This window comes from Rubritalea marina DSM 17716, from assembly GCF_000378105.1.
In the GTDB taxonomy this organism is placed as follows: domain Bacteria; phylum Verrucomicrobiota; class Verrucomicrobiia; order Verrucomicrobiales; family Akkermansiaceae; genus Rubritalea; species Rubritalea marina.
The window spans coordinates 85,131-109,875 of sequence record NZ_KB899252.1; the positions used below are offsets into that span (position 1 = coordinate 85,131).

General features: G+C 51.2%; 19 protein-coding genes. 17 read left to right on the forward strand and 2 right to left on the reverse strand.

Annotated features, from left to right (window positions below; genetic code table 11):
* Positions 1-67 precede the first annotated feature (67 nt).
* From F454_RS0106180 to F454_RS15660, 14 genes are all read left to right on the forward strand, one after another.
* Positions 68-562, forward strand: a complete 495-nt coding sequence (locus F454_RS0106180) for a hypothetical protein (protein ID WP_018969765.1) — start codon at positions 68-70, stop codon at positions 560-562.
* The gene (locus F454_RS0106185; RefSeq protein WP_018969766.1) at positions 556-1,368 is read left to right on the forward strand and encodes a metal ABC transporter ATP-binding protein; all 813 of its coding nucleotides are present in this window, start codon (positions 556-558) and stop codon (positions 1,366-1,368) included. The genes F454_RS0106180 and F454_RS0106185 overlap by 7 nt, the downstream gene beginning before the upstream one ends.
* The gene (locus tag F454_RS0106190) at positions 1,365-2,201 is read left to right on the forward strand and encodes a metal ABC transporter permease (protein ID WP_018969767.1); all 837 of its coding nucleotides are present in this window, start codon (positions 1,365-1,367) and stop codon (positions 2,199-2,201) included. Before F454_RS0106185 ends, F454_RS0106190 begins: the two co-directional genes overlap by 4 nt.
* Positions 2,202-2,221: 20 nt before the next feature.
* Entirely contained in the window at positions 2,222-2,596 is a 375-nt protein-coding gene (gene crcB, locus F454_RS0106195) for a fluoride efflux transporter CrcB (protein WP_018969768.1), read from the forward strand.
* A gap of 15 nt (positions 2,597-2,611) precedes the next feature.
* Positions 2,612-3,013 carry a protein kinase family protein gene (locus F454_RS0106200; RefSeq protein ID WP_018969769.1) on the forward strand — a complete coding sequence of 134 codons (402 nt, stop codon included), beginning with the start codon at positions 2,612-2,614 and terminating at the stop codon, positions 3,011-3,013.
* A gap of 5 nt (positions 3,014-3,018) precedes the next feature.
* The gene (locus F454_RS14390) at positions 3,019-3,834 is read left to right on the forward strand and encodes a PP2C family protein-serine/threonine phosphatase (RefSeq protein WP_018969770.1); all 816 of its coding nucleotides are present in this window, start codon (positions 3,019-3,021) and stop codon (positions 3,832-3,834) included.
* A gap of 118 nt (positions 3,835-3,952) precedes the next feature.
* Positions 3,953-4,969: a glutamine synthetase beta-grasp domain-containing protein gene (locus tag F454_RS0106210; RefSeq protein ID WP_018969771.1), complete on the forward strand. Its 1,017-nt coding sequence runs from the start codon at positions 3,953-3,955 to the stop codon at positions 4,967-4,969.
* 460 nt (positions 4,970-5,429) lie between these two features.
* A complete protein-coding gene (locus F454_RS0106215) occupies positions 5,430-6,467 on the forward strand; it encodes an AraC family transcriptional regulator (RefSeq protein WP_018969772.1) in 1,038 nt (345 codons plus the stop codon).
* A 710-nt stretch (positions 6,468-7,177) separates the two neighbouring features.
* Entirely contained in the window at positions 7,178-8,959 is a 1,782-nt protein-coding gene (locus F454_RS0106220; RefSeq protein ID WP_018969773.1) for a fatty acyl-AMP ligase, read from the forward strand.
* A 42-nt stretch (positions 8,960-9,001) separates the two neighbouring features.
* Entirely contained in the window at positions 9,002-12,175 is a 3,174-nt protein-coding gene (locus tag F454_RS15650) for a thioester reductase domain-containing protein (RefSeq protein ID WP_018969774.1), read from the forward strand.
* Between the two features lie 12 nt (positions 12,176-12,187).
* Positions 12,188-15,760, forward strand: a complete 3,573-nt coding sequence (locus F454_RS15360; protein WP_018969775.1) for a thioester reductase domain-containing protein — start codon at positions 12,188-12,190, stop codon at positions 15,758-15,760.
* 8 nt (positions 15,761-15,768) lie between these two features.
* Positions 15,769-16,785: a hypothetical protein gene (locus F454_RS15655; RefSeq protein WP_018969776.1), complete on the forward strand. Its 1,017-nt coding sequence runs from the start codon at positions 15,769-15,771 to the stop codon at positions 16,783-16,785.
* A 49-nt stretch (positions 16,786-16,834) separates the two neighbouring features.
* The gene (locus tag F454_RS0106230; RefSeq protein ID WP_018969777.1) at positions 16,835-17,245 is read left to right on the forward strand and encodes a nuclear transport factor 2 family protein; all 411 of its coding nucleotides are present in this window, start codon (positions 16,835-16,837) and stop codon (positions 17,243-17,245) included.
* 37 nt (positions 17,246-17,282) lie between these two features.
* On the forward strand, positions 17,283-17,978 hold the full coding sequence (locus tag F454_RS15660; protein WP_018969778.1) for a 4'-phosphopantetheinyl transferase family protein: 696 nt from the start codon (positions 17,283-17,285) through the stop codon (positions 17,976-17,978).
* Here the strand turns inward: F454_RS15660 and F454_RS0106240 are convergent.
* Complete coding sequence (locus tag F454_RS0106240; protein ID WP_018969779.1) at positions 17,967-18,179, reverse strand: DUF1653 domain-containing protein; 213 nt, start codon at positions 18,177-18,179, stop codon at positions 17,967-17,969. The two genes, F454_RS15660 and F454_RS0106240, sit on opposite strands and share 12 nt — an antisense overlap.
* Before the next feature lie 193 nt (positions 18,180-18,372).
* Between F454_RS0106240 and mfd the strand changes: the two genes are divergently transcribed.
* Complete coding sequence (gene mfd, locus F454_RS0106245; protein WP_156817164.1) at positions 18,373-21,555, forward strand: transcription-repair coupling factor; 3,183 nt, start codon at positions 18,373-18,375, stop codon at positions 21,553-21,555.
* 3 nt (positions 21,556-21,558) lie between these two features.
* Here mfd and F454_RS0106250 read toward each other — a convergent pair whose 3' ends face one another.
* Positions 21,559-22,443: a helix-turn-helix domain-containing protein gene (locus F454_RS0106250; protein ID WP_169334335.1), complete on the reverse strand. Its 885-nt coding sequence runs from the start codon at positions 22,441-22,443 to the stop codon at positions 21,559-21,561.
* 112 nt (positions 22,444-22,555) lie between these two features.
* Here F454_RS0106250 and F454_RS0106255 point away from each other — a divergent pair, with 112 nt between their 5' ends.
* On the forward strand, positions 22,556-23,644 hold the full coding sequence (locus F454_RS0106255; protein ID WP_018969782.1) for a Gfo/Idh/MocA family protein: 1,089 nt from the start codon (positions 22,556-22,558) through the stop codon (positions 23,642-23,644).
* 7 nt (positions 23,645-23,651) lie between these two features.
* Entirely contained in the window at positions 23,652-24,743 is a 1,092-nt protein-coding gene (locus F454_RS14405) for an L-rhamnose/proton symporter RhaT (RefSeq protein WP_018969783.1), read from the forward strand.
* The last annotated feature ends 2 nt before the right edge of the window (positions 24,744-24,745 follow it).

Genomic DNA, 24,745 nt, shown 5'->3' on the forward strand with positions numbered 1-24,745 from the left:
GCTTTTAGGTTGGCAAAACATCGATTTCTTCACACATAATACCAACAACATCATTGCTCATTCATTTATGAAAGGTTCACCAATCATCGCTACAGCTCTCACGATCGTCATCCTGCTCGGACTTTACCTCGGTATGCGCGCCCTCATCCTACCAGAAGGAGTTCAGCCCGTTGCCAATAGCGGTCATGGACATGACCACGGAGGACATGATCACGGAGACCACGGACACGATCATGGCGATGCTCACGGACACAACGACACTGCCGTAGAAAGCGAATTCGAAATCTACTTCTCATCCATGCCCAAGCGTATGAGCATCTCCATCCCAAGCACCGGAAAAGAACTTTTCAATGTGGAGGAATTTGATTCTCAGGAATGGAACGGCTCAGCCACTCTCAACCTCGAAGCTCACCATATCGAACTCCAGGTAGACATCGAGTGGGAGCAGCCAGAGAACATGAACTTTGCCCAAATCGTCCTCAACCCTGAGGCGCACGCTGGAAAAGAATTTACCTTGCGCAGCGACGAAAATATTTCAGACATCGCTGAATTCGAATGGTAACCGAGCCTAGCCTCGATCCCCCACAGCTTCACCTCCAATCGCTCCAAGCTATCGACTCAGCCCACCACGACTGCTGCGCTCACCACCACGAGCACCATGACCTCGTTATCGATCAGCTCAGCGTCAGCTATCGGCAAATTGTGGCACTCGATCACATTTCACTCAACACATCCTGTGGTAATCGAGTGGCCCTGATAGGCCCCAATGGAGCCGGCAAATCAACCCTACTCAAGGCCATCGCGGGCCTCGTCCCTAAGTCCACCGGAAGCATCAGCTGGCGAGGGACTCAGATTAGGAAGTGGTCCCGTGAGTTCGCTTATCTTCCCCAGCGGGAAGCCGTCGATTGGGATTTCCCTATCACCGTTCGAGGCCTCGTTGAAATGGGGCGTTATCCTCAGCTCGGCATGTTCAAGAAATTCCGAAAGGAAGACGAAGATGCTGTCGACGGCGCCATCGAAACGCTGGGACTCGAAGACCTCCAAGAACGCCAAATTAGCCAACTTTCAGGAGGTCAACAACAACGCGCCTTCATCGCACGCGCAGTCGCCCAAGACGCCCACGTTTTATTACTAGATGAACCATTCACTGGCCTAGACCGCCCCTCTTCGGAAACCCTCGGCCAGCTCCTCGCCACCCTTGCCCAAGAAGGCCGACTCGTCATTGCATCCCATCACGACATCAACACGCTAGACAGCCTATTCAACCAAGCCCTCCTCGTGAACTGCAAGTCTCACGGATTTGGCGACTGCCAATCTTTGATCACCGAATCCTCACTCGCTGAGACATTCTCACAAAATCAAGCATGAGCTTTATCGAGTCCATCACGACCAATCCTTTCATGCAGCACGCCCTCATCGGCTGCACGCTCATCGGATTTGCCAATGGTTTTTTCAGTGGCTTTGTCAACCTTCGGCGCAACGCTCTCTCCGTCTCGGCTCTCTCCCACACCATGCTTCCTGGCATAGCCATCGCGGTCCTTATCACCCGTGAATTGACCCAACTGAATGCCTTTGTAGGCGCTCTCATCGCTTGCCTTGCCGTGGGGCTTGGTTCCTCTCTGGTGAGTCGCAATTCCCGCATCCACAATGACACCGCCCTCTCCATTCTCTACACCAGCGCTTTTGCCTTAGGCATCGCACTCCTCCCTCACCTCCCCGTCACGACCAGCCTACACGATTGGCTTTTTGGCAATATCATTCACATCTCCCCCGCCGACCTCCACCTCGTCTTCTGGGTAAGCACCATCACTCTGGTCCTGAGCAACCTCTTCATGCGCCCGCTCCTCCTCACCCTCTTTGAACCCTACGTAGCCGCAGCCCAAGGAGTCCCAGTACGCGCCATGCATTACCTCAGCTTCAGCTTGCTGATCTGCATGTTAGTTGCTTCCCTACAGGCTGTTGGCACCATTCTATCTATCGGCCTACTCGTCGCACCATCGGCCATCATGCTGCTCTTCACCGATCGCACCAATGCCATCTTTTGGGGAGGTGCTTGCATTGGCGCTGGCACGAGTATTGCTGGTCTGTACGCAGCACACCTCTTCAACATCCAAGTCGGCCCAGCCATCATCATCTTACTGGGGGCTCTGTTCCTCACATCCTTCCTGCTAAGCCCGAAGCATGGTGTACTCAAGCGATAACTAGTAGCACCACACACACGATGACCTTACACCAATTCATCTGCATCTTCCTAGGCGGCGGCTTAGGCGCCTGCTCACGCTTTGCCCTGAGCTCATGGATCCACAGTAGCGCACGCTTTCAAGGTTTCCCCTGGGGGGTCTTCGCATGCAACCTCATCGGCTGCCTTCTCATCGGCCTCGCCGCAGGCTTGATCAAATCCCACCACCCCAGCTGGATTCATCCCTTGTTTGTGACGGGCTTATTTGGCGGCTTCACTACTTTCTCCAGCTTCGCCCTCGACACGCACAACCTAATCCAAAACCAACACCTTGGATTAGCTGCCACCTATTCGCTCGGCACGCTGGTCATCGGAACGCTTCTGTGCTATGTTGGTTACACGCTTACATCATCATAAATACTCTTCCCTACTATGCGAAACCTCAAAGACGGCATCCGATCACTCGTCAAAATCGACTACCACGGTCACGTGCATAAATACTTCCGCGGCACCGATGCAGACAAACGCTGCGCCACCGAAGTGAAAATACTCAAAGCCCTCCAAGACCGAGGCTGCAACTACGTCCCTGCTCTCATCGACTACAATCTCGAAGAAAACTACCTCTGCACCACCAACTGCGGTAGCCCAGCTCCCAATATTTCCCGTAAAAAATCCGACTCACTCTTCAAGAAGCTCGAAGACGAATACGGAGTCCAACACGACGATCCAGAACCACGCAATGTCACCTACGACCCAAAAGAAGGGCAGTTCTGCGTGATCGATTTTGAACTCGCTACCTTGCTGCCTGACCCACGCGAACAAGACGCCTCGTAGCAACCATGAGCTTCACCCCACCGAACTTTCGTTGGCATGCCGAATCGATCTCTGGCACACGCAAGAAAGAAAACGATGACTCATTTCTCGTTTTCAGAGCTGGCGTAGAAGGCGCCACAGAACTCCCCTCCATCGGTGACGATGTGCTAGATAAAGAAGATATGGTGTTTGCCGTCTCAGATGGCATGGGTGGTGGCAATGCAGGCTACTTAGCCTCTTCTCTAATCCTTCAAACATTCGCATTCCTCATCCCAAAAACCTTCGCCTCCGCCGCCCAAGGATTCCACCCCGACTACCTCGAGCTGCTCGAGCAACAGGTCGGAGAGATTCACCAATCAATCAACGATAAAGCCGCAAGCTCAGAAGAGTTCAAAGGCATGGGCGCGACCCTCAGTCTCGCATGGTTCACCCCAGAGAATATGTACCTTGCTCACGTGGGGGATTCCCGTATCTACCTCCACCGCAACGGCAAGACCCAACAGGTCACAGACGACCATTCCTTTTCCTGGCGCAAGCTACAGCGAGGCGACACCAACGAACGACAGTACCGCAACGATCCAAAGCGCTCTGTCCTCTGTGAAGTGATCGGTGGTGGCCACCGTAAAGTCCGCCCACAAATTGCCGCTATCCCCTATCAAATAGGCGATCGCATCATGATTTGCTCTGATGGAATCATTGACGGTTGTTGGGAAAAACACGTCCATCAAGCACTTAGCCAAAACGCAGACTCGACAAGCCACCCCGCAAAGGTTCTTATGAACCGCGCTATTGAAAATGCGGGATCAGATGACACAACGCTCATCGTTCTGGATATTCGATGAGTCAGAGATGAATTAATTTCATTCATCCTTGGCACGCAAATTGCTTACGCTACCTCAGCATAAGCTGCTCTGGGATTCGACCCCCATGGCACATAAGCAGAATATACAAATCATAATTATGGCTAAATACAGACTCGATTACATCTGGCTCGACGGTTACACACCAGTTCCTAACCTTCGTACGAAGTGCATGCTTCGCGAATTCGACGAATTCCCAACTGTAGAAGACCTTCCTGAGTGGGGCTTCGACGGTTCCTCCACACAGCAAGCTGAAGGCGGCGACTCCGACTGCGTACTCAAGCCAGTTGCAGTATATCCAGATCCAACACGCATCAACGGCGTACTCGTCATGTGCGAAGTGATGCTTCCTGACGGCGCTGCACACCCATCCAACGCTCGCGCAACAATCGTTGACGATGAAGGCACTTGGTTCAGCTTCGAACAGGAATACTTCCTCATGCAAGACGGACGCCCACTCGGCTTCCCTGCAAACGGTTACCCAGAACCACAAGGTGAATACTACTGCGGTGTTGGCTTCAAGAACGTAGGTTCTATCGGCCGTGAAATCGCTGACACACACCTCGACCTCTGCCTCGAAGCTGGCATCAACCACGAAGGCATCAATGCTGAAGTAGCTTCCGGCCAGTGGGAATTCCAGGTATTCGGCAAGGGCTCAAAAACTGCTGCTGACCAAATTTGGGTAGCTCGCTTCCTCCTTCAGAGACTCTGTGAAGAGTACGAAGTAGACGTAGAGTACCACTGTAAGCCTGTTAAAGGTGACTGGAACGGCTCCGGCATGCACTGCAACTTTTCTACAGAGTACATGCGTGAAACAGGCGGCAAGGACTACTTCCTCAAGCTCATGGACGCATTCGAAGAAAACTGTGAAGAGCATATCGCTGTTTACGGCCCAGACAACGACCAACGCCTCACCGGCCTCCACGAGACTCAGTCCATCGATAAGTTCTCCTGGGGCATCGCTGACCGTGGCGCATCCATCCGTGTTCCACACGGCTTCGTTAAGAACGACGCTTACAAAGGCTACCTTGAAGACCGCCGTCCTAACTCACAAGGCGACCCATACCAGATTGCTTCCCGCGTAATCAAGACTATCCAGTCTGTACCTACTGCCTAAGCATTCTGATCCTTAGTAAGGATTTCTAAAATAAGCCGCTAGAGCAACGCTCTAGCGGCTTTTCTATTGCCTAATATAAATAGACTTCAACTTACGCCCCTCTAAATGCTGGGGTTTGAGACGCCCTAACTCGCGCTAGGAAATAGTCGAAGCCGAAACTAACACTACAAAATCTAACAAAAACCAGCAAGATCTATATACCGGAAAAAACCAGCTCTAGCCAAAGAGGAGATACCATGAGAGCGCCGGGCACCCAAAGGAGGCGACATCGATGGAACAACGCATGACTCATGCAGAGGGGAGGAATTCTATCATCAGTGCTGGATGCCCGACTACACAAGTATACACAATTTAACAATCCCGGGTCAGACGATCTGTCTCAAAAAAACACCAATCCATCTCACAGAATAATCAATATGGTTTGACTAATGAGCTCACAAATAGGACAAAGCATGTTGAAATGAACCTCATCCCTCGAACAACCTTCAGCACAGACTCGATCGCCTCAGGCAATCGCTATGAAGTTTTTCGAGATAGCATTTCAGTGCTCTTCGACCTGGAACTCCAAGAGAAAAAAACAGAAGCAAATTTCTACGCCCACCTCGACGCCGCCATGATTGGCCAAACCATGCTGGCCAACACCAGATCCACTGGAGCAATCTACAAACGCTCCAGAAAAGCGCTCTCCGCTGACGGTATCGATTCAATCATGGTGCAGCTCTACCTGTCGGGAGCCACAGACTTTGATAGCCCGCAGATATACTCAGAAGTACTCCAAGGAGACATTATCGTCTACGATCTAGCCAAACCCGTAGCCAATAACAACACAAACTTCAACAACCTCTCAATCCTCTTTCCACGCGAACTCATCGAATCTTACCTCCCCACTGTGAGCCGGTGGCATGGCCAAGTTCTCCCTCGCAATCGCCCTCTCACCAAACTCCTAAAGCAACATATGATTTCGCTCCACAAATTAGGTGGAGAACTCACCATCGAAACCAGCGTCTGCACCCAACGCACACTACTCGACCTCGCAAGCTCAGCACTCCAACACTCGGCCGACATACTCCCCAAACACGCCGAAACCCTCCCAACCGCGTTACTCATCGAAATCAAACAGTTCATTCGCAAGAATCTACATAAATTCGACCTCTACCCCTCCACCATCGCCAGCGCCTTCCACCTTTCACGCGCCCAACTCTACAGAGTCACCGAGCCGCTAGGGGGGCTGTCCTCACACATACGCGAGCAACGCATGCGCCACGCACTGCAGCTCATCCAGTCAGCTCAGCACCACCACCTCAGTATTGCCGAAATCGGCTATCAATGTGGCTTTAGCTGCCCCAATTCTTTTTCTCGCAACTTCAAAAAGTTCTACAACTTTAGCCCACGAGATGCCCGTAGCGCCCCACACCTCGCGCTCAAAGCTGCTAACGAGTCTGGCATCAACGGCCCAGACCGCAGTTACGAATCCTGGGTGAAATCACTCTCTCTTTAACAGAGCCTCCCCACCTTAGGTCAATGTCCGACCTAAACTTCAGAGCAGCCGCTACTGAAGCCCCTCTTCAATGAGTCATTTTGTAGACTCTATGGCGATTCACCGAATCGCTAGTTTCACGTTTTTGACGCTATGTCGCACTAGTACAGAAAACTTAATTATCACATCTTCATATCACGCTAAAAACTAACAGTTAGCATGTTACACTAATTCGACACTTGGTGATTACTGTATCAACGAAGACTCAATTCAAGATCCACACTTCAAACTTCAACCAATAACAAACACCCAACAAAATACATCTCAAACAAAAAATAAAAAAGCAATACTCAAACAACCAGAAACAAACCAAAATACAATATATCACTAACCACCATTAACATGAGAAAATCGCATAAACAACACAATCTAACATATTTATATATAGTAGGATATTACGGTTCAAAATAAACAACATTAAAACCCACAACAAAGCCATATCCATTGTTAAACAACGAGTTACAATAACACCGCCCACACTAATAACTAACAGAAAACAGTTACAATCTGCTAACTATTTGAGACAAACCAACTAAAAAAACAACAAAGCAAGATGATATACCTAAATCACTTACAAAACACCACTAACCAAAACCAGAACACCACATCTAACATATTTATAGACACATCCTAACAACCCACCCAATAGTCTAACAAACAAGATACATCACATGAAAAACCTACCTATCATCACAGCAAATTGCTCCAACTACGCTGACATAGTCTTGGAGCGAGCCAAACAAACCCCTGAACGTCCAGCCTACTCATACCTAGAAAACGGTACGACTGCCACCCAATCACTCAACTACCGCGAACTCTCGGAGCAATGCCAACGCGGCGCGAGTAGACTGCAAGAATACGACTGCTCTGGTGAACGCGTACTCCTGATCATGCGTAGTGACCTTGATTATAGCATCGCATTCCTGACTTGCATGCTATCAGGAGCCACAGCGGTAACCACCATCGTCCCAAGCACCGCTGAACAAGTCAGAAGACTCAGCTCAGTAGCTTCCAACGCATTGCCTAAGTTCGCCATCCTACGCGACTCCGACCGGGAAAAGCTCGCAGACCTCTTTGCCGCACACCCAACGCTTCAAGACATCACACTCATCAGCTATGAAGAGCTAGCTCTGGGAGATAGAAGTCAATGGGAACGTCCAGACACAACTTGGAATGATCCAGCATTCTTACAATACACTTCTGGATCCACCTCCTCCCCCAAAGGGGTCATTGTGACCCACCAAAACCTGAAGGACATTGGGGCGTATCACGAAGAAGTCTTTGGCATGCACTCTGAAGACATTGGCATCACATGGCTCCCCCAGTCTCACGACATGGGTTTGATTCACGGCGTATTGCAGCCACTCTACAGCGGCTACCCTAGCTACATCATGACGCCCACAGCCTTCTTAAAAAGGCCGTTGAATTGGCTAAAGGCGATCTCTAAGTATCGAATTTCTGTCACGATAGCGCCCAACTTCGCTTTTGACCTCTGCGTAGAGAGTGTGAAGGACAAAGATTGGCCTGACCTAGACCTGTCAAACCTCACCTGTATCCATAACGCAGCTGAGCCAATCAGACTCAACTCCTACGAGGCATTTGCCGAGACCTTTGCTCGAGTAGGATTCAGGAAAGAAGCCCTAGGCAGCGCGTACGGCATGGCGGAGTCTACCCTCGCTGTGACCAGCACACGCCGCTCTGAACTCTATGCTTACAAATCAGTAGACGCCGAATCATTTGCTAATGGTATCGCGACCGATCAGCTGGACCCTAAACGCAAATCGCTCAACATCGTGGGATGTGGCACCCCAGCTGGTGAGGTGAAACTCTGCATTGCAGAACCCAATTCCCTGACAGAACTGCCTCCCAATCATGTCGGAGAGCTTCTCCTTCAAGGCCCAATCATCACGCAAGGTTATTGGAACAATGACACGGCGACTCATGAAGCATTCCAACTAAATACAACAAACGGCAATGGGCCTTACTTTAGAACTGGTGACCTAGCCTTCATCGATGAAACTGGCGAACTCTTTATCACGGGCCGCACCAAAGACCTCATCATCATCAATGGGAAAAACCATTCCCCGCAGGATATCGAACTCACTACCGAAGAAAAATTCTTCGCCATTCGTCCACGCCAAGTCTCGTGCTTCTCGATTCAAGCAAATGATGCCGAGCTCGTTGTGGTGATCGCTGAAATTAAACGAGAATGCACCCGCGACACCAACCCGGAAACACTCGCCAAGCAGGTTATGAAACACCTGGCTCGCGAACACCAAATTCCCATCTTCGAGATCGTTATCGTGAAACGTGGTGAATGCCCAAAAACAACGAGTGGCAAAATCCAGAGGCAGCGCAGTAAGCACATGTATCTCAATCAGGAGTACACAGTCGTCACTAGCTTCCGAAACCCTATGTTCAAGAATACTCAAGCGTCAGAATTAGTCTCCTAAAGCAACGTCGCCACTTAATAACCTCAAACAGAATCTATTAAAATGCAGTTTAATAGCCTTGTAGATGCGTACCTACACCACGCCAAGCAGACACCAAATAACGTAGCATTCCGCTACTTTTCTCAGCACCTCAAAGAGGAAATCATACTCACTTATGTTGAGCTAATCGATCAATCGAAGCGCTTTGCTAACAAACTCTCACAGATTGCCAAAGCTGGCGACCGAGTACTGATACCTAGCCCCACACATGAGGCATTCATGCCCTCAGTCATTGCCTGTTGGATGCTAGATCTCACCCCCGTCCCTAGTTATCCTCCCAAAAATGAGAGCGACCGAACTGAGCTCAAACGGCTGGCACACATCATCCAATCAGCGTCCCCATCCATCATCCTAGGACCAGCAGAGACCCTGACCCAGCTCCAGCCCATCACTGGCGGCTCCACCTGTCTTAGCTACGAGCAATTAGCACTCTCCCCAATCGCCACAAACAACTTCAGTGCGACCGCCGCGACTTCACCTAGTCCAGCCCTGCTACTCTATACCTCAGGCTCCACTGGTTCCCCAAAAGGCGTGCCCATCACCCATGAGATGTTAGTGAGCAATTACAGTCAGTTTATCATCCAACAAAATATCACACAAAAGGATAAGACTGTTGTGTGGTTGCCAAACTGTCACATCGCAGGGTTCTACATGCGCAGCATTCTCTCACTAGTCGGAGGAGAAACCATTGTCTACCAAGCCGCGGATTTCATCATGAAGCCCCTCACTTGGCTCCAGCTTATTAGTGACCACAAGGCCACTCTATCAGCAGCTCCAAACTTTGCATATGAACTCATTGCAGCAAGTTCAATCAGCGAAGAGCTTGATCTAAGTTCCTGGCGTATGGCCATCTCTGGGGGAGAAGTGATCTCGTCGAACACTGTGGCAAGATTCCTCAGCGCGCTTGAAAAGCTCAAACTACCTCAGCATTGCTTTACTCCATATTATGGCATGACGGAGACACTATGCACCAGTGTGCAAGACTCAGAACACCCACCAAAGCTTGCTCAGCTCTCCAGAGAAAAACTCCTAGAAAATATCGTCGAGCTCCATGAAGAGGTTTCTGAAGACAGCATCGCCTTCCTCAGTAATGGCAAACTTCTTGGAGGAACCAAACTACAGATCGTCAATCCGAACACAGAAGAACCAACCCTCGACGGACACATCGGCGAAATCACGCTTCAAGGAGACAGCATCACATCTGGCTACTGGAACCTCAGTCACTCAGACACCCAGACCTCAGATGGTTACTTCCGCACTGGAGACCTCGGTTTCATGATGGATGGCGAGCTTTTCATCACCGGCAGGCTCAAGGAGCTCATCATCGTCCGAGGAAAGAATTACTACCCTCAAGACATCGAGCAAAGCCTGCTTTCAGAATACATGGAGCACGCCATAGCCGCCCTTGCCGCATACGAAGTCGATGACAACGGACGAGCAGCTCTGGGCATTTCAGTCCAAATTGATGAGCAATCTGAGTTGGCAACTTCACAACAAATCGAGCAAGGGATCGTGCAACTGATCAGTTCTGCATTCGGCATCCGCCCTTTGGTCAAGATTTGGCAATACTCGCAAATGCCGCGCACTAGCTCGGGCAAAATCAAGCGCGCAGCTTGCGCCAAGAACCACCAGGACGATCTCAGCCTGATCGATAGACATGACGCCGCAGCTCCCGAGGCCTTGACCAACTTAGCCCCCCATCAGGATACTTTGGAGACTCTGAAGCAACACATCGCTGAGCTACTGGCACTCCCAGCTGAAGTCCTTGGAGACCACCATGCCATTAACTCCCTCGGTCTTGATTCCGTACAATTGGTCCAGCTTGCCAGCAAACTTAGCCAATCACTAGAGCATCAATCCGCTATAGACCTCTCGATTTTCTATCAAGACATTTCAATTGAAGATCTAGCAACACTTCTAGACTGCCCTCCCTCAAATGGAGCACACAAGTTAGAGTACACCGAGGAACTTGCCAAACTAAGCAGACTCTGCGCGAGCTACCAGAAAGCCGAACTAGCCAAGTTCGGCAAGGGAATCTTTATCACGGGCGCCACCGGCTTTCTAGGCTCCTACCTCTTGCGTGATTTACTTCAGAACACCGAACAGCAAATTTACTGCTTAGTGAGAGCATCCGACCCCACTGCAGGCATGCAACGGATCATACAAAGCCTCTCACAAATTACTGAATGGGAAACTCAAAAACACCATTGGTCCGACCGCATCCAGGTTCTTTGTGGCTCACTCGATGCTCCATACTTTGGCTTGAACGCTGAAACATTCAGCTCACTAACAGAACAAATAAGCTCTATCTATCATAACGGAGCAAACGTCAATTTCGTGGCCCCCTATAGCCAACTCTATCAGGTCAATGTGGCCTCGAACCACACCATCATCGAGCTCGCGTTAGCGGCGGGAAATATACCAATCCACTATGTCTCCACTGTCGCGGTGTTCAACTCCCCAGACCGCGACCAATTTCCGACTATTCGGGAAGAGGACTTCCTCCCCTCGCCTGACAGGATCTTTAGCGGCTATGCCAAAACCAAATGGGTAAGCGAAAAGATCTACCAACACGCAGAGTCGCTCGGCATGCAAGTAGCGGTCTACCGCCCTGCTCTCGTCATGGGAGACTCTCAAACCGGATTCTGCCACACTGATGACTTCCTTTGCCGCTTCATCAAAGGATGTATCGATCTCGGACACTTTCCGAAGCTCGATTTACACATCGATATGACCCCTGTAGATTACGTCTCCCAACAAATTATTGACCTGTCGCTCGACAGACGATCCATCGGACAACAATTCCACATTCTCAACGACAATCCAATCACCTTACCCGACTTGGTGGATTGGCTGACCCGGCAAGGTCACTCATTAGAATTGATGGATTCCGATCAATGGCACCAAAAGCTTAGCTCAGAATTGCCTACCTGGAATGCGCTCTATCCAGTCTACCCATTTCTGTTGGAGCAAATCCCCTGCTCTGAAGAACACAGTGAGACTATCTTGCCGTTTTTCACCAAGCGCGGCCTCAACCTCGATAGCAGGAAACGCAAAGCCAATGCTCCACACGGCACCTCATGCCCACCTGTAGACCACCAACTGCTCAACCGCTATTTCGAGTACTTCCAAGACATCAACTTCATCTCAAACCCAAATCAAAAATCAAAAGCCTAAACCCTAACTATTATGAACAAATTATCACTCAACGAAATCCGCAACTGGGTCACCAACTACATTGCTGAAACCCTCCTCGAAGAACCCGAAGACATCCACCTTTCTCAATCACTCGATGATCTAGCTCTCGACTCGATGAGCGTGGTGCGCATGGCTGGAGAACTCGAAGAACTCCTCGGCGGCGTCGAGGTAGAAGCATCATTGATGTACGAATATGACAGCCTCGATACACTGTGCGAACAGCTCGAAATCATGCATGCTGGTCAGCTTTCTCGAAACCAAGAGAAAGGAACTCCGCTACACTGCACCATCTGCGCCAGCTTCACCGCTGAGCCCGTAGAGGAATCGGTCAAATACGCACTCAGCAAACTTGGATTTAGCCCACAGCTCACCTTCTCACCCTACAATCAGGTCTTCCAAGAATTACTCAACCCACAGAGCACCCTCGCGAAATCTAGAGACGACATCGCAGTGCTGATGATCCGCATCGAAGATTGGTTCCGCTTCGAGGCTGAAGCCGTTGCTCCGAACAAAGCTGAAGCAACAGTCCAGGAATTCATCCAAGCACTCTCTTACTTTGCCCAACAAGTATCAGGAAAACTCATCTTAGCACTTTGTCCACACACCGCCGACCGTGTCCGCCACCTCGGCCTAGCAGACTTCCTAGGTAAATGGGATCAAGAGATCTTAGACTCTCTAGCCATCCTCCCCAATGTGCAAGCACTCGACCTTCGAAATCTAGACACCCGCTACGAGCTCCGCAAGGTCTACGACAGCGCGCGCGACCAGATTGGCCATATTCCCTTCTCACCAGAATTCTACACCGCAGCGGGCTTGGACCTCTGCAGAACCATGAACACCTTGATACAGACCACCCCCAAGGTGCTCGTAGTCGACTGCGACAACACTCTCTGGGGAGGAGTCGTTGGCGAAGACGGCCCCAATGGAATTTCCCTAAGGCAAGGCTTCAAAGCGTTCCAAGAATTTCTCATCAGGCAGCAACAACAAGGAAAGCTAATCTGCCTCGCGAGTAAAAATAATGAAGCCGATGTCTGGTCAGTATTTGATCAGAACTCGGAGATGTTACTCACTCGCGAACACATCGTAGCAAGCAAGATCAACTGGAATCGTAAATCTCAAAACATCCTAGAACTTGCCGATGAGCTGCAGCTGGGCGTGGACAGCTTCATCTTTATCGATGACAACCCCGCCGAGTGTGAAGAGGTAAGCTCCGCCCTACCCAATGTCCGCTGCATCCTCTTCCCAAATGACGAAAAAAACGCTCAAAGCTTCTTTTCTAACCATTGGAGTTTCGATCAAGCCGCAATCACTCAAGAGGATAGCAAGCGCACGCAAATGTATCGCGAAAACCAACAGCGCAGCCAAGCTCAAGGTGCTTCAAAAAGCTATGAAACCTTCCTTGCTGAGCTCGCAGTGCACACTGAGATCTCACCCCTCAATGACGCAGACATCGTTCGTGCGGCCCAACTCACCATGCGCACCAACCAATTCAACTCCACCACCCTCCGCATGTCTGAAAATGAAATCCGCGAGTACACCAAAACGGATGGGCAGTGGATCCACACTGTCAAAGTCAGCGATCGCTTCGGCGACTACGGCTTCGTGGGCATGCTGCTCTGCAAGGTGGAGGACAAGACTCTGGTCGTCGATGGCTTCATGATGAGCTGCCGCGTTCTGGCGAAACAAGTCGAACAAGACATGCTATCCCATACTCAAACACTTGCAGAAGAGCATGACCTTCACTCTGTGTCACTACGCTTCAAAGCCAGCGAGCGCAACCAACCAATCAAAATCTACTTTGATAGCCTCGATCACATCTACCAAGAACTAGATGGCGACCTCTTGGCTTTAAACATCCCAATCAACGACATCCCGGCTGCGATCAAACGCTCCACCAAACAACGCGTTACCGAAGCTGACACTGCGACTCCGGCATCCGGAAAACCTACAAACACCCAGAGCAGCTCTTTGGCAGCGCACCACGCGCATACCGAGCTAGCCAAGCTACAAGGCGACATCGATCGATTCATCACCGAAATCCGCGCTGGCCAGAAAATGAAGCGTGGTAAAATGAAGACAGAATTCATCGCCCCACGCACCTCATGGCAGAAGAAAATTGCTTCCATCTGGTCCGATATCCTTGGCGTCGACCGCGTCGGCATCTACGATAGCTTCTTTGACCTCGGTGGCGACTCGATCCGCGCAGCCGAAGCATTCTCTCGTATGTGGGAGCTCGGAGTCCCAGATTCCATCTCACTCATCAACATCCCTGAACCAACCGTGGCCATGCTCTGTCAGGCAATTGAAGATGTGAAAGCCGGTCGTGAGCCCACCCTCATCTCCGATGTCTTCTCCCTCGCTGAGGAAGCCCAAGTAGCTGAAGACATTCGCAACGAAGACTTCGATATTCACAGCTATGACACCCCCATGGATCAGGTCTTCCTCACCGGTGGCACAGGCTATGTAGGCGCCTTCCTCATTGCGGAAATCATGGTACAAACAGATGCTCAAGTAATCTGTTTGGTGCGTGGAGCCACCGCCGAGGAAGGCAAAGAAAGAATCAAGCGCAACATGGCCAAATACCACCTGTGGGAAGAAAGCTATGAAGCACGCGTTGAAGTCATGCTTGGCGAACTCACTGAACCATTCCTTGGATTAGGAGAGGAGCCTTTTTTCGCTCTAGCAAAGCGTATCGACACCATTTTCCATAGTGGCGCTTGGGTGAATTTCGTCTACCCTTACGACAAACTCAAGCCAGCTCACATTGACGCCACGGAAACCGTGATGCGCCTCGCCACATCGGATAAAGGGAAGCCAATTGCTTTCCACTTCATCTCCACCCTCGGCGTCATCATGTCCACAGGATACAGCGATGAAGACGTGGTGATGGAAGACGCGCCACTCGAACACATCGAAGGACTTCTCAATGGATACGAGCAAGCAAAACATGTGGCGGATAAGATGGCCTACATCGGCATGACCGAACGCAACATACCCACTGCGATCTACCGCCCTGGCATGGTTGGTGGCGTAAGCACCACCGGTGAGTATCACAAGACTGATGAGTTCCTCTCCTCCTTCTATAAAGGGTGTCTGCAGTTAGGAAGCTGGCCCCTGCTAAATACCACCTGGGAGGTAGTGCCAGTGGATTTCATCACCAAGGCAATCGTGCATGGCACCAAAGACCCCAAAAACCTCAATCACGCATACTTCACCCTGCACCCTGAACCCACGATGGTCGAAGAATATGTCCGTTTCTTCCAAGACTACGGATACCCTGTGCGCGCCCTCTCATGGGATGTGTGGAAGCGCGAGCTCATCAGCCAAGGTGCCACCAAGCTTCGAGACAATGCTCTATTCCCATTTGTCGACTTCATCCGCGCACTCGACACCGAGCAAGTTCGCTTCCCCGCCACCGACCGTAGTAACTTCAAGCGCCTCGTCGAGGCTGCGGGAGTCGATGTCCCATCGCAAACAGAAATCATGCGTCGCTACCTCGAATTCTTCATCCAACAAGGATTTGTCGAGGCCCCATCACAAACACTAACAACATCTAACTTATAATAACACCCATGGACAATTCATTAAAATTTGACGCCACTCAAACTGGGTTTTCAGAGTCATTCTATGTACTTTGGAACGACCCAGAGCAGCAACTCTCAATGATCGTACGCTACGTGCTATTCAACGGTCCCACCGAGGAAACGAAAATCGCTCAAGTTTGGGCCTGGTTCAGAGACCGCAGCCCTGAAGGCAAGGCAGACTTTGCCATCAAACAAAGCTTCCCTCTCGCCGCTGCACAGTTCGATCAAGGTGAAGAAGGGCTCAATATCGCGCACTCTGGGATCACTCCAGAACGCTGCTGGGGAGAGGTCAGTAATGGAGAGAACACTCTCCAGTGGGACTTCGAAATGGATGCTTCCACATGCATCGCCGTCGACCGACTCGCCGACGTCTACGATAGCCCTCTATTTCCAAAGTTCTACTCCCCAGCGTGCAAGCATGCGCTCACCGGCTCGGTCACACTCGACCAACAACAGTACAGTCTCGAACAAGTAGCCGCAAGCGATGGTCATTATTGGAATGTACACAACATGCACAGCTGGAGCTGGTGCAATGCCGTTCAGTTCCAAAACAACCCAGACTTCTTATTTGAGGGGATTGGCTTCCATCTGAATGATTGGGGGCAGCCCTCCGTCTGGCTCACGATTGAATGGAATGGTCAGCGCTACAACTCCAACCTCATTGATGCGATGTACCACAATCGACAACTCAACAGTTCACTAGATAGCTGGGAGTTTCGTATGGAAAGAAATGAGATCAAATTCGAAGGGACGGTCACCGCCAAAGCGGAAGACATGATACTCATCACCCATCCACTCCCTGATGGTTCCTCGCTTTACACGCACATTTCCTACAACGCCGACCTCGTCATCCACGTGTTCGAAAAGCGTGAAGGCGAATGGGTCAAGGTAGACACCGCCATCGCCACCGACACCGCCTCCTTCGAAGTCACCAAGACTGAGCGCAACCCTCACGTGACTAGGGAATTCACAGAAATCGCCGCTGTCATCAAAGAAACGGTCTAACCATAGTTCCTACTCGAGCTCGGTGACGAGCTTTGATACATCTATATATATGCTAACAGACGAATCACTTTCACCACGACAACTGGCAGAATACATTTACCAATCCTACCAACTCCAAGACTTCTCTCGTTTCGACGAGATCATGACGGAGGACTGTAGCTGGATCATTCCCGGCAACAAAGAACTCCTACCATGGGCTGGAGAATTTGTTCACATGGAGATGTTGGATTTCCTCAACATCATCAAAGAGCACCTTGATTTTGAATACTTTACCCCACTGAGATACCATGTGGATGGCGAAACCGTCATCGCCGAAGTGGAGGAAAAATTCACCGTAATCAACACTGGCCAAACCGTGGTCAACAAGCTTGTTGCCATCTTTGAAACGAAACAGGGAAAGCTCAAAAAATACACTGAGTATTCAGACACTGGCTTGCTCGAACGTGCCGTCAACGCATAAAAATCACTCGCGGGACACCCTCGTAAGACTCATGCCCATGGACCACATCGAAGTCATCTACTTCCACAAAGACCAGATCAGCTGCGATGTGGATGCCATGGTGCACACACTCACGCCCCAAGAGTTCGAGCGCCACGAGCGCCTTGCATTCCCCCACCTCAAGCGAGATTGGATCCTCTCGAGAGGTGGTCTCAGGATCCTGCTTGGCAATATTTTGGCACAAGATCCTGCTAGCCTGCACTTCGAAAAAAACCGCTATTCCAAGCCCCGCCTCAAAGGAAGCGAGCTGCAATTCAACGTCAGTCACTCTGGGGACTACATTGTCTACGCATTCACACAGCATCGAGAGCTCGGCATCGACATCGAAAAAACGACCCCAAACTTCGCAAGCCACCGGCTCGCTACTCGGTACTTTTCTGAGGCTGAATGCCAATCCCTGAACAACCTTACAGAAAAAGAATTTAGCCGTGCATTCTATGCCATTTGGAGTCGCAAGGAAGCGTATATTAAAGCCATCGGCATGGGGCTATCTGCCGACCTCAAAGCCTTTTCGGTCGACCACCAATCCAGCCGACAAAGCTTTGAATCCCCAACACTATGCATGGAAGCACTGCATCTAGCAGAGGGATACGCCTCCGCCATCTGCTATCATGGTGAGACGCAGCTCCCAATCACTATTCGCAAACTCACCAGCTTGGCCGCACCAATGCTCAGGACCGCATCACTCACCTAGATATTTGAAGCGGTCGAAGACCTTACCATCGCGTTCTACTTGCTCAAAGAACATGGCTGCGGGCCGCACCCACAAGCCACCTTCCTCATACAGAGGTTTGTAAATAACCTGAATTTCGTCCGTCTCACTACAACGCGCCACATCAATGAGCTCGTACTCTGAACCCTTGAAATGACGGTACTTCCCTTTGCGGATTTCCATGACGACGGATACTGTAGCCTAGCCCTCCAGGAATCAAGCCTGCTCGAAGGCGATTTCTTAGGAAATACTTGTCACTTCCTCGTTGAGCTACGTTCAAGTTTGAATCCAACATCCCAATTAGCTGCGAATTCTTGTAGCCAATTGCTTAGACCGATGCTGAAATGCGCTCAGTCCCAAGAAGCCATTCATTCGCTTGAAACAAGGAAGCTCACACAATCCAGGAATGCAGCAAACGCTGGCGATCGGGATCCCGACCCCGCTCAAGTCAGAGGGATCAGTGTGTCCTGTGCTCGGTCCTGTAAGCCCAGCAGCACACGCATTTGCCCTGAGCTTATTGCTGCGCCAGCATCACACATCCCAGCCAGGTGCGCGTCTTTGGCTGCTGTCCTCACTCCCGCGCCACAATGAACGCATCGCCGGTGAACTCAAACTTTGGTCCACCATGGCCACGGTGCTGAGCCAAATCACCCAAGCCAACTCAAACAGCGAAATCGCCGACCCAGAAGCTCAGGCTGAACGGATCGCCCAACTTCATAAACTTAGCCATCCGGCGGCAACTGATGCTGCCGAATTAGTCATCCTATCACCCGAGTCACTCGACGACGCCTGCGCAGCTCCGCAGGCCCTCAACGACTCACGAATCGAAGTGCGACTCGGCGAGGAACTAGAGATCGATCCCTTCATGCAAAAGCTCGATTCCTTGGGTTTTGAACGCGTCCCACAAATCCACAGCCGTGGTCAGTTCGCGCTGCGAGGTGGCATCCTCGATGTCTACACTTGGCAAAACCCCGAGCCCATCCGCATCGAACTCTTCGACATCGAAGTCGATTCGATCCGCAGCTTCGACCTCGACACCCAAAGCTCCCTCAAAAAGCTTCCTTCCGTAGAGCTTGCGATCAATGAAGCTGCCAAGGAATCCATCCTCGCTGACTTTATAGCCGAGGGCGATCTGGTAGTCAGCCTCGGAGAGGTAGCCCACGAGCGCGCCCACATCCACCTCTCCGACTCGGCTCCAGAGCTCGCCGACGGCAGTCAGAACTTCGAATCCGCGATGTACGGCAGCCCTCTAGGTAGCTTCGAGGCTGGAGACTTTGTGCTGCAGGAATCCAAACGCCAACAATGCATCAATCAAGTCAAAGAATGGCACGCAGAGGGGTGGTCCGTACACATTGTCTTCGGCAACAAGGGCGAACAAGAACGTTTCGATGAACTAATGGCTGACACTCAGTCGGCCCCGCTACAGGCAGCGATAGGTCGACTATCGCAAGGCTTCACCGTCCCCGGGGCAAAGCTCGCCATCCTCTCCTCAGCCGAGCTCTTCGGTCGCTATCAAAACCAGCACAGTAAGCGCGCCAATAAGCTCGACCACCAACGCCGTGCTCGCGCTCAAACCAACATTGAAGACATCAACGAGGATGATCTCGTGGTTCACAGTGAGTACGGGATCGGCCGCTTCGATGGAATCGAAACCAATGAAGATGGCGAAGAAGAAATCCACATTGCCTACCGTGACGGCGCAGTCCTATCGGTTCCGATCGATCAATCACACCTGCTGGCTCGCTACGTTGGCATGGGCGGAAAAACGCCACAACTCTCTAAACTGGGCGACGCAAAGTGGGCCAAATCCCGCAAAGCCGCTGAAAAGTCGATCCTCGACTACGCCGCGCAACTCCTGAAGATTCAAGCCGAGCGACACACCCAGAAATCTCAAGCGCACCCACCAGATAGCAAATGGATGTGGGAATTCGAACATTCCTTTCCATTCACCGAAACCCCTGGACAACTAGAAGCCATTGAAGACACCAAGGCTGACATGGAATCCGAGAAGCCGATGGATCGCTTAATTTGCGGCGACGTTGGCTTTGGGAAAACCGAGGTAGCGATCCGCGCAGCCTTCAAAGCTGTTACAGGAGGCAAGCAAGCCTGCCTCATGGCTCCCACCACCGTGCTCGCGGAACAACACTGGCGCACCTTCAAACAACGGATGTCAGAGTACCCGATCCGTATCGAATTGCTCAATCGTTTCCGCAAACCCGCAGAAATCCGAAAGACCATTCAGGGGCTCGCAGATGGTTCGGTCGATATCGTCATCGGCACCCACCGCCTCGTCTCCAACGACATCACATTCAACAAGCTCGGAGTCGCCATCGTTGATGAAGAACAACGCTTCGGCGTGCGACATAAAGAAAAATTCAAAGAACGCATGCGCGGTATCGACATGCTGACTCTCTCAGCCACCCCCATCCCTCGCACCCTCTACCTCTCGCTGATGGGAGCGCGTGACATGTCCACCATCGACACCCCACCACCAAACAAAGTGCCGGTGCAAACCTCCATCTGTAGCTACGACGAACGCATCATCCGCGAATCTATCCAGCGCGAGCTCAAGCGTGGCGGACAGGTCTTCTTTCTCCACAATCGCGTGCAAACGATCGAGTTGATGCAGCGCAAGATCCTCGACCTCGTCCCAGAGGCCAAGGTCGCCATCGGCCATGGTCAGATGGAAAAAGACGAACTTGAACTCGTCATGCGCGGCTTTGTCAATGGCGAGTCCGACGTGCTACTCGCCACTACCATCATCGAATCCGGTATCGACATCCCGAATGCCAATACCATCCTCATCGACCGAGCCGACCGCTTCGGCCTATCCGACCTCTACCAGCTTCGTGGGCGCGTCGGACGCGCCGGAGAGAAAGCCTACGCGATTCTGCTCCTGCCTCGCGAGATGGTCACCACCGGTGATGCAAGAAAACGCATCAACGCGATCAAACAATACACAGCCCTTGGATCTGGATTTAAAATCGCCATGCGCGACCTCGAAATTCGCGGAGCTGGCAACCTACTAGGCACCAAGCAGTCTGGCCACATCGCCGCTGTAGGCTTTGACCTATACTGCCAGCTCCTACGACAATCGATCGACCGCCTCAATGGCAAGATTGTACACTCAAGGATCGACGTCACACTGCGTGCCGACTTCCTCAGTTTCAATGAAAGCTCATTTGGTCAGTCCCACAACCACGACTCCCTCGCCTGCTTTATCCCGGCGCGCTTCATGACCGAAGCCACCATGCGCATCCGTGCCTACAAGCAACTCGCTGAAGCAAATAGCTCACGTGAGATCAAACAAATCGAACGCGACTGGCGCGACCAATTCGGCATGCTTCCTGAACCAGTCGTCAACTTACTGAACGCCACACGCCTCAAGATGCACGCCGCCAAGGCCAACATCACCAACATCGAGCTCCAGGGCCAGCGTCTCATGCTCACCCGAAACGGCAATTACATCCAGCTAGACGGTTCCCGCTTCCCACGACTCAAATCCATCGCGGCCAATGAGAAACTCCAAGAGGCGATCGAACTCCTAAAGAAGATATAAACTTCAGTCCTTACCCAGACGTTCCATGCGGTAGATCCGTGGCGTCACCCCCACACGCTTCTTGAAAAAGCGGAAGAAGTAGCTCAGATCGCTCATGCCAACCTGACGTGCCACCTCAGCAATCGACACCGACGACCCAGTGAGTAACTCACGAGCTTTGGTCTCTCGCTTCCTTGCAATATATTCAGAAGGTCGTATCCCCATCCGGCGATTAAATTCATCCGAGAAGTATCCATTACTCATCCCCTCAATCTCACTCAACACCGACAGGCTAAGATCCCCATCGAGATGATTCTCGATATGCTGGAAGGCTTTGGTGAAACGAATCAAATCGGAACTCAATTGCGCTCCTTCGGCAAACTCTGCCAGCAGAACACTCACCGCCCCTTGGGCTGCAATCTTCTGCTGTAGACTCAGGTCCTCCAACTTCGTCTCGAATATTAATTGGTTAAAAAACTCATCATCAGCGTCCAGGCTTTTCAAGCCAAAGTTAGGCAAACAGAGCAACAGATTCTCACAAATCACCTGATGCCACGAACCAAAACCTCGACGAACCGGGAACTCATAATCTGCGAATAAGTCATTACCATTGGAAAGCTTCGCAGTGAAAATGAAGTAGCATTGCCGGCAATAATGTTCACAGGAATAGTCCACCGATGCGTATGGTGGTATCAGCAACATCTCACCCGGCTTCTGATGATACGTCTCACCGTGGAAAGAAACACTCTGACAACCCTCTTCAACTATGAGAATTCTAGCAAATGGACTAATGTGGTTTTGAAAATCCCACCACGCACCAAGTGCCACACTATCGAAGGCAAATACTTTAATTCTAATATGACTGGCGTCTACTTGCACGCCCCATACATACACAAACCAATCAATCACGCCACACACAATATGCGATAAATCCATAAAATAGACGAAATTACTTATTACCCAATAGCAACAATCGAGCCTAGTATCATCATTCACCGAACTTCTTAGAACGCTTCCCAGTATGCCTACGATCCAGCTTCACGACCAACCTCCCCTCCCAAAAAGACCTCGCCCGATATACATCATCGGCGCGGGAAGCATCGTCAAAGACGCCCACCTACCAGCGTATCAAATTGCAGGCTTCGAGGTACAGGGCATCACCAACAGGAGCAGGAACAAAGCGGAAGAGCTCGCTGAAACATTCAACATCAAGTCCGTCTTTGATTCGGTAGAGCAGATGGTTGAAATGGCTCCTAGTGACGCGGTCTATGACCTCACTCTACCCGCTAATTATTTCGCTGAAACATTGCGTAAACTTCCAGATGGGGCCGCAGTCTTAATCCAAAAACCGATGGGGGAAAACCGGGATGAAGCAGAGGAGATCCTAAGAGTCTGTAGGGAAAAAAACCTCACTGCGGCAATCAACTTCCAGCTACGCTTCGCCCCCGTCATCTCGATGGCTCGTGATGCCATTGCTCAAGGATTGATTGGCGAACTCACCGATTTCGAAGTGCGCGTCAATGTCGACACCCCATGGCACCTCTGGGACTTCCTCGATCATGCGCAATTTGCAGAAATTTATTACCACAGCATCCACTACGTCGACATGATCCGCTCCTTCTTAGGAAACGCTCAGAGTGTGCAGTGCCAGAGCATGGGATCACATACCGCTCCGAACATGGACAAGACGCGCTCCTCATACATTCTAGACTACGGCCCAGACATCCGTGTCAATATCCAGACCAATCACCAACACCGGTTTGGTAAAAAACACCAAGAAAGCTACGTCAAATGGGAGGGAACACAAGGTGCGATAAAAGCACAGCTCGGCGTGCTCATGGACTACCCAAAGGGAGAAGCTGATTGGTTTGAAATCTGCGTATTAGAAGATGGCAAGGATCCCGAATGGCAGAAGCTTCCCGTCAGCGGATCTTGGTTCCCTCACGCCTTCATCGGCGCCATGGGCAGCCTCATGCACAAGCTAGAAAACCCCTCAGCAGAACTCCCTCACAGCGTGGAGGATGTCATCCACAGCATGCGCACCGTAGATGCCGCAGTGCGTTCGTCCCAAGCCGGCGGCATGACTTTCAAGGAACTCACTACACACTAAAAAACCTATGGAATCCAATATCGTATTCGGAGTCGGCCTGCATGCCATTGGAGGGATTGCAGCCTCCACCTGCTTTGTGCCACAAAAGTTCACCTCGAAGTGGTCCTACCAAACATCCTGGATGATCATTTTCACAGTAGCATGGTTTATCGCTCCTATTCTCACTGCAGCCCTAACAGTACCTAACCTGTGGCAAGTGATCACCGAGGTAGATCAAAAAGTGCTCACCCAAACAACTCTCTTGGGTGGTATTTACGGCTTTGGAGGCATGGCATTTGCCCTAGCCATTCGTCATATTGGTTTCTCTCTAACTTATTCGATTGCTATTGGTATTTCAGCGGTCCTCGGCACAGTAATCCCCCCACTCCTAGCGGGCACTCTGATGGAGACCTTCAGCCAAGCAGGCGGCAACATTCTGGTGGCCGGGTTCCTCATCTCGATCATAGGTATCTGCCTGTGCGGATACGCGGGGGCACTCAAAGAAAAAGAACTCTCTGGCTCAGGTTCCGACTTTGACCTCAAAAAGGGGCTGAGCTTGGTACTCATTGCTGGAGTCCTCTCGGCGGTATTCGGGATCTCGCTCTCGGTCGGCGCACCTATCGACGCAGTAGCAGCAGACCACGGGGCGGGAAGCTTTAGTAGCAATGCCACCTACATTTTTGCGATGGGAGGCTCCTTCCTAGTGAACCTGATTTGGTGGTCGGTGGCTCACACCCGACAGCAGACATGGTCAGAGTTTAAGAAAATCCCAAGCAGCGACAGCGGGCGCGGTAAGCTACTGCTCCCCTACTACGGACTCGCCATTCTCGCTGGCATCCTATGGTACGTGCAGTTCTTCTTCTACGGCATGGGTCACGTCCACATGGGGGATGCCAAATTCATCAGCTGGGGGATCCACATGGCCATGCTCATCTTCTTTAGTTTTGGCATCGGCCTCATCCTCAAAGAATGGAAAGGCCTGAGCCTCAAAACCATCACGGTACTCATCGTCGGGCTCTGCATCCTAGTCACCTCATTTGCATGCATTACCTACGGCGGCCTCGTAGCGCAACAAGCAGCCGAAGCCTCTGGCAAGCCCGTCGAAGTACCCTCCCACTAACA

Bases quoted from the DNA above. Each gene is read 5' to 3' on its own strand.
- F454_RS0106185 (WP_018969766.1), top strand. From the start codon at position 556: ATGGTAACCGAGCCTAGCCTCGATCCCCCACAGCTTCACCTCCAATCG.
- F454_RS0106240 (WP_018969779.1), bottom strand. From the start codon at position 18,179: ATGGAAATCCGCAAAGGGAAGTACCGTCATTTCAAGGGTTCAGAGTAC.
- F454_RS15650 (WP_018969774.1), top strand. From the start codon at position 9,002: ATGCAGTTTAATAGCCTTGTAGATGCGTACCTACACCACGCCAAGCAG.
- F454_RS14390 (WP_018969770.1), top strand. From the start codon at position 3,019: ATGAGCTTCACCCCACCGAACTTTCGTTGGCATGCCGAATCGATCTCT.
- F454_RS14405 (WP_018969783.1), top strand. From the start codon at position 23,652: ATGGAATCCAATATCGTATTCGGAGTCGGCCTGCATGCCATTGGAGGG.
- F454_RS15655 (WP_018969776.1), top strand. From the start codon at position 15,769: ATGGACAATTCATTAAAATTTGACGCCACTCAAACTGGGTTTTCAGAG.
- F454_RS0106210 (WP_018969771.1), top strand. From the start codon at position 3,953: ATGGCTAAATACAGACTCGATTACATCTGGCTCGACGGTTACACACCA.
- F454_RS0106190 (WP_018969767.1), top strand. From the start codon at position 1,365: ATGAGCTTTATCGAGTCCATCACGACCAATCCTTTCATGCAGCACGCC.
- F454_RS0106255 (WP_018969782.1), top strand. From the start codon at position 22,556: ATGCCTACGATCCAGCTTCACGACCAACCTCCCCTCCCAAAAAGACCT.
- F454_RS0106220 (WP_018969773.1), top strand. From the start codon at position 7,178: ATGAAAAACCTACCTATCATCACAGCAAATTGCTCCAACTACGCTGAC.
- F454_RS0106230 (WP_018969777.1), top strand. From the start codon at position 16,835: ATGCTAACAGACGAATCACTTTCACCACGACAACTGGCAGAATACATT.
- F454_RS0106180 (WP_018969765.1), top strand. From the start codon at position 68: ATGAAAGGTTCACCAATCATCGCTACAGCTCTCACGATCGTCATCCTG.
- F454_RS15360 (WP_018969775.1), top strand. From the start codon at position 12,188: ATGAACAAATTATCACTCAACGAAATCCGCAACTGGGTCACCAACTAC.
- F454_RS15660 (WP_018969778.1), top strand. From the start codon at position 17,283: ATGGACCACATCGAAGTCATCTACTTCCACAAAGACCAGATCAGCTGC.
- crcB (WP_018969768.1), top strand. From the start codon at position 2,222: ATGACCTTACACCAATTCATCTGCATCTTCCTAGGCGGCGGCTTAGGC.
- F454_RS0106215 (WP_018969772.1), top strand. From the start codon at position 5,430: ATGAACCTCATCCCTCGAACAACCTTCAGCACAGACTCGATCGCCTCA.
- F454_RS0106200 (WP_018969769.1), top strand. From the start codon at position 2,612: ATGCGAAACCTCAAAGACGGCATCCGATCACTCGTCAAAATCGACTAC.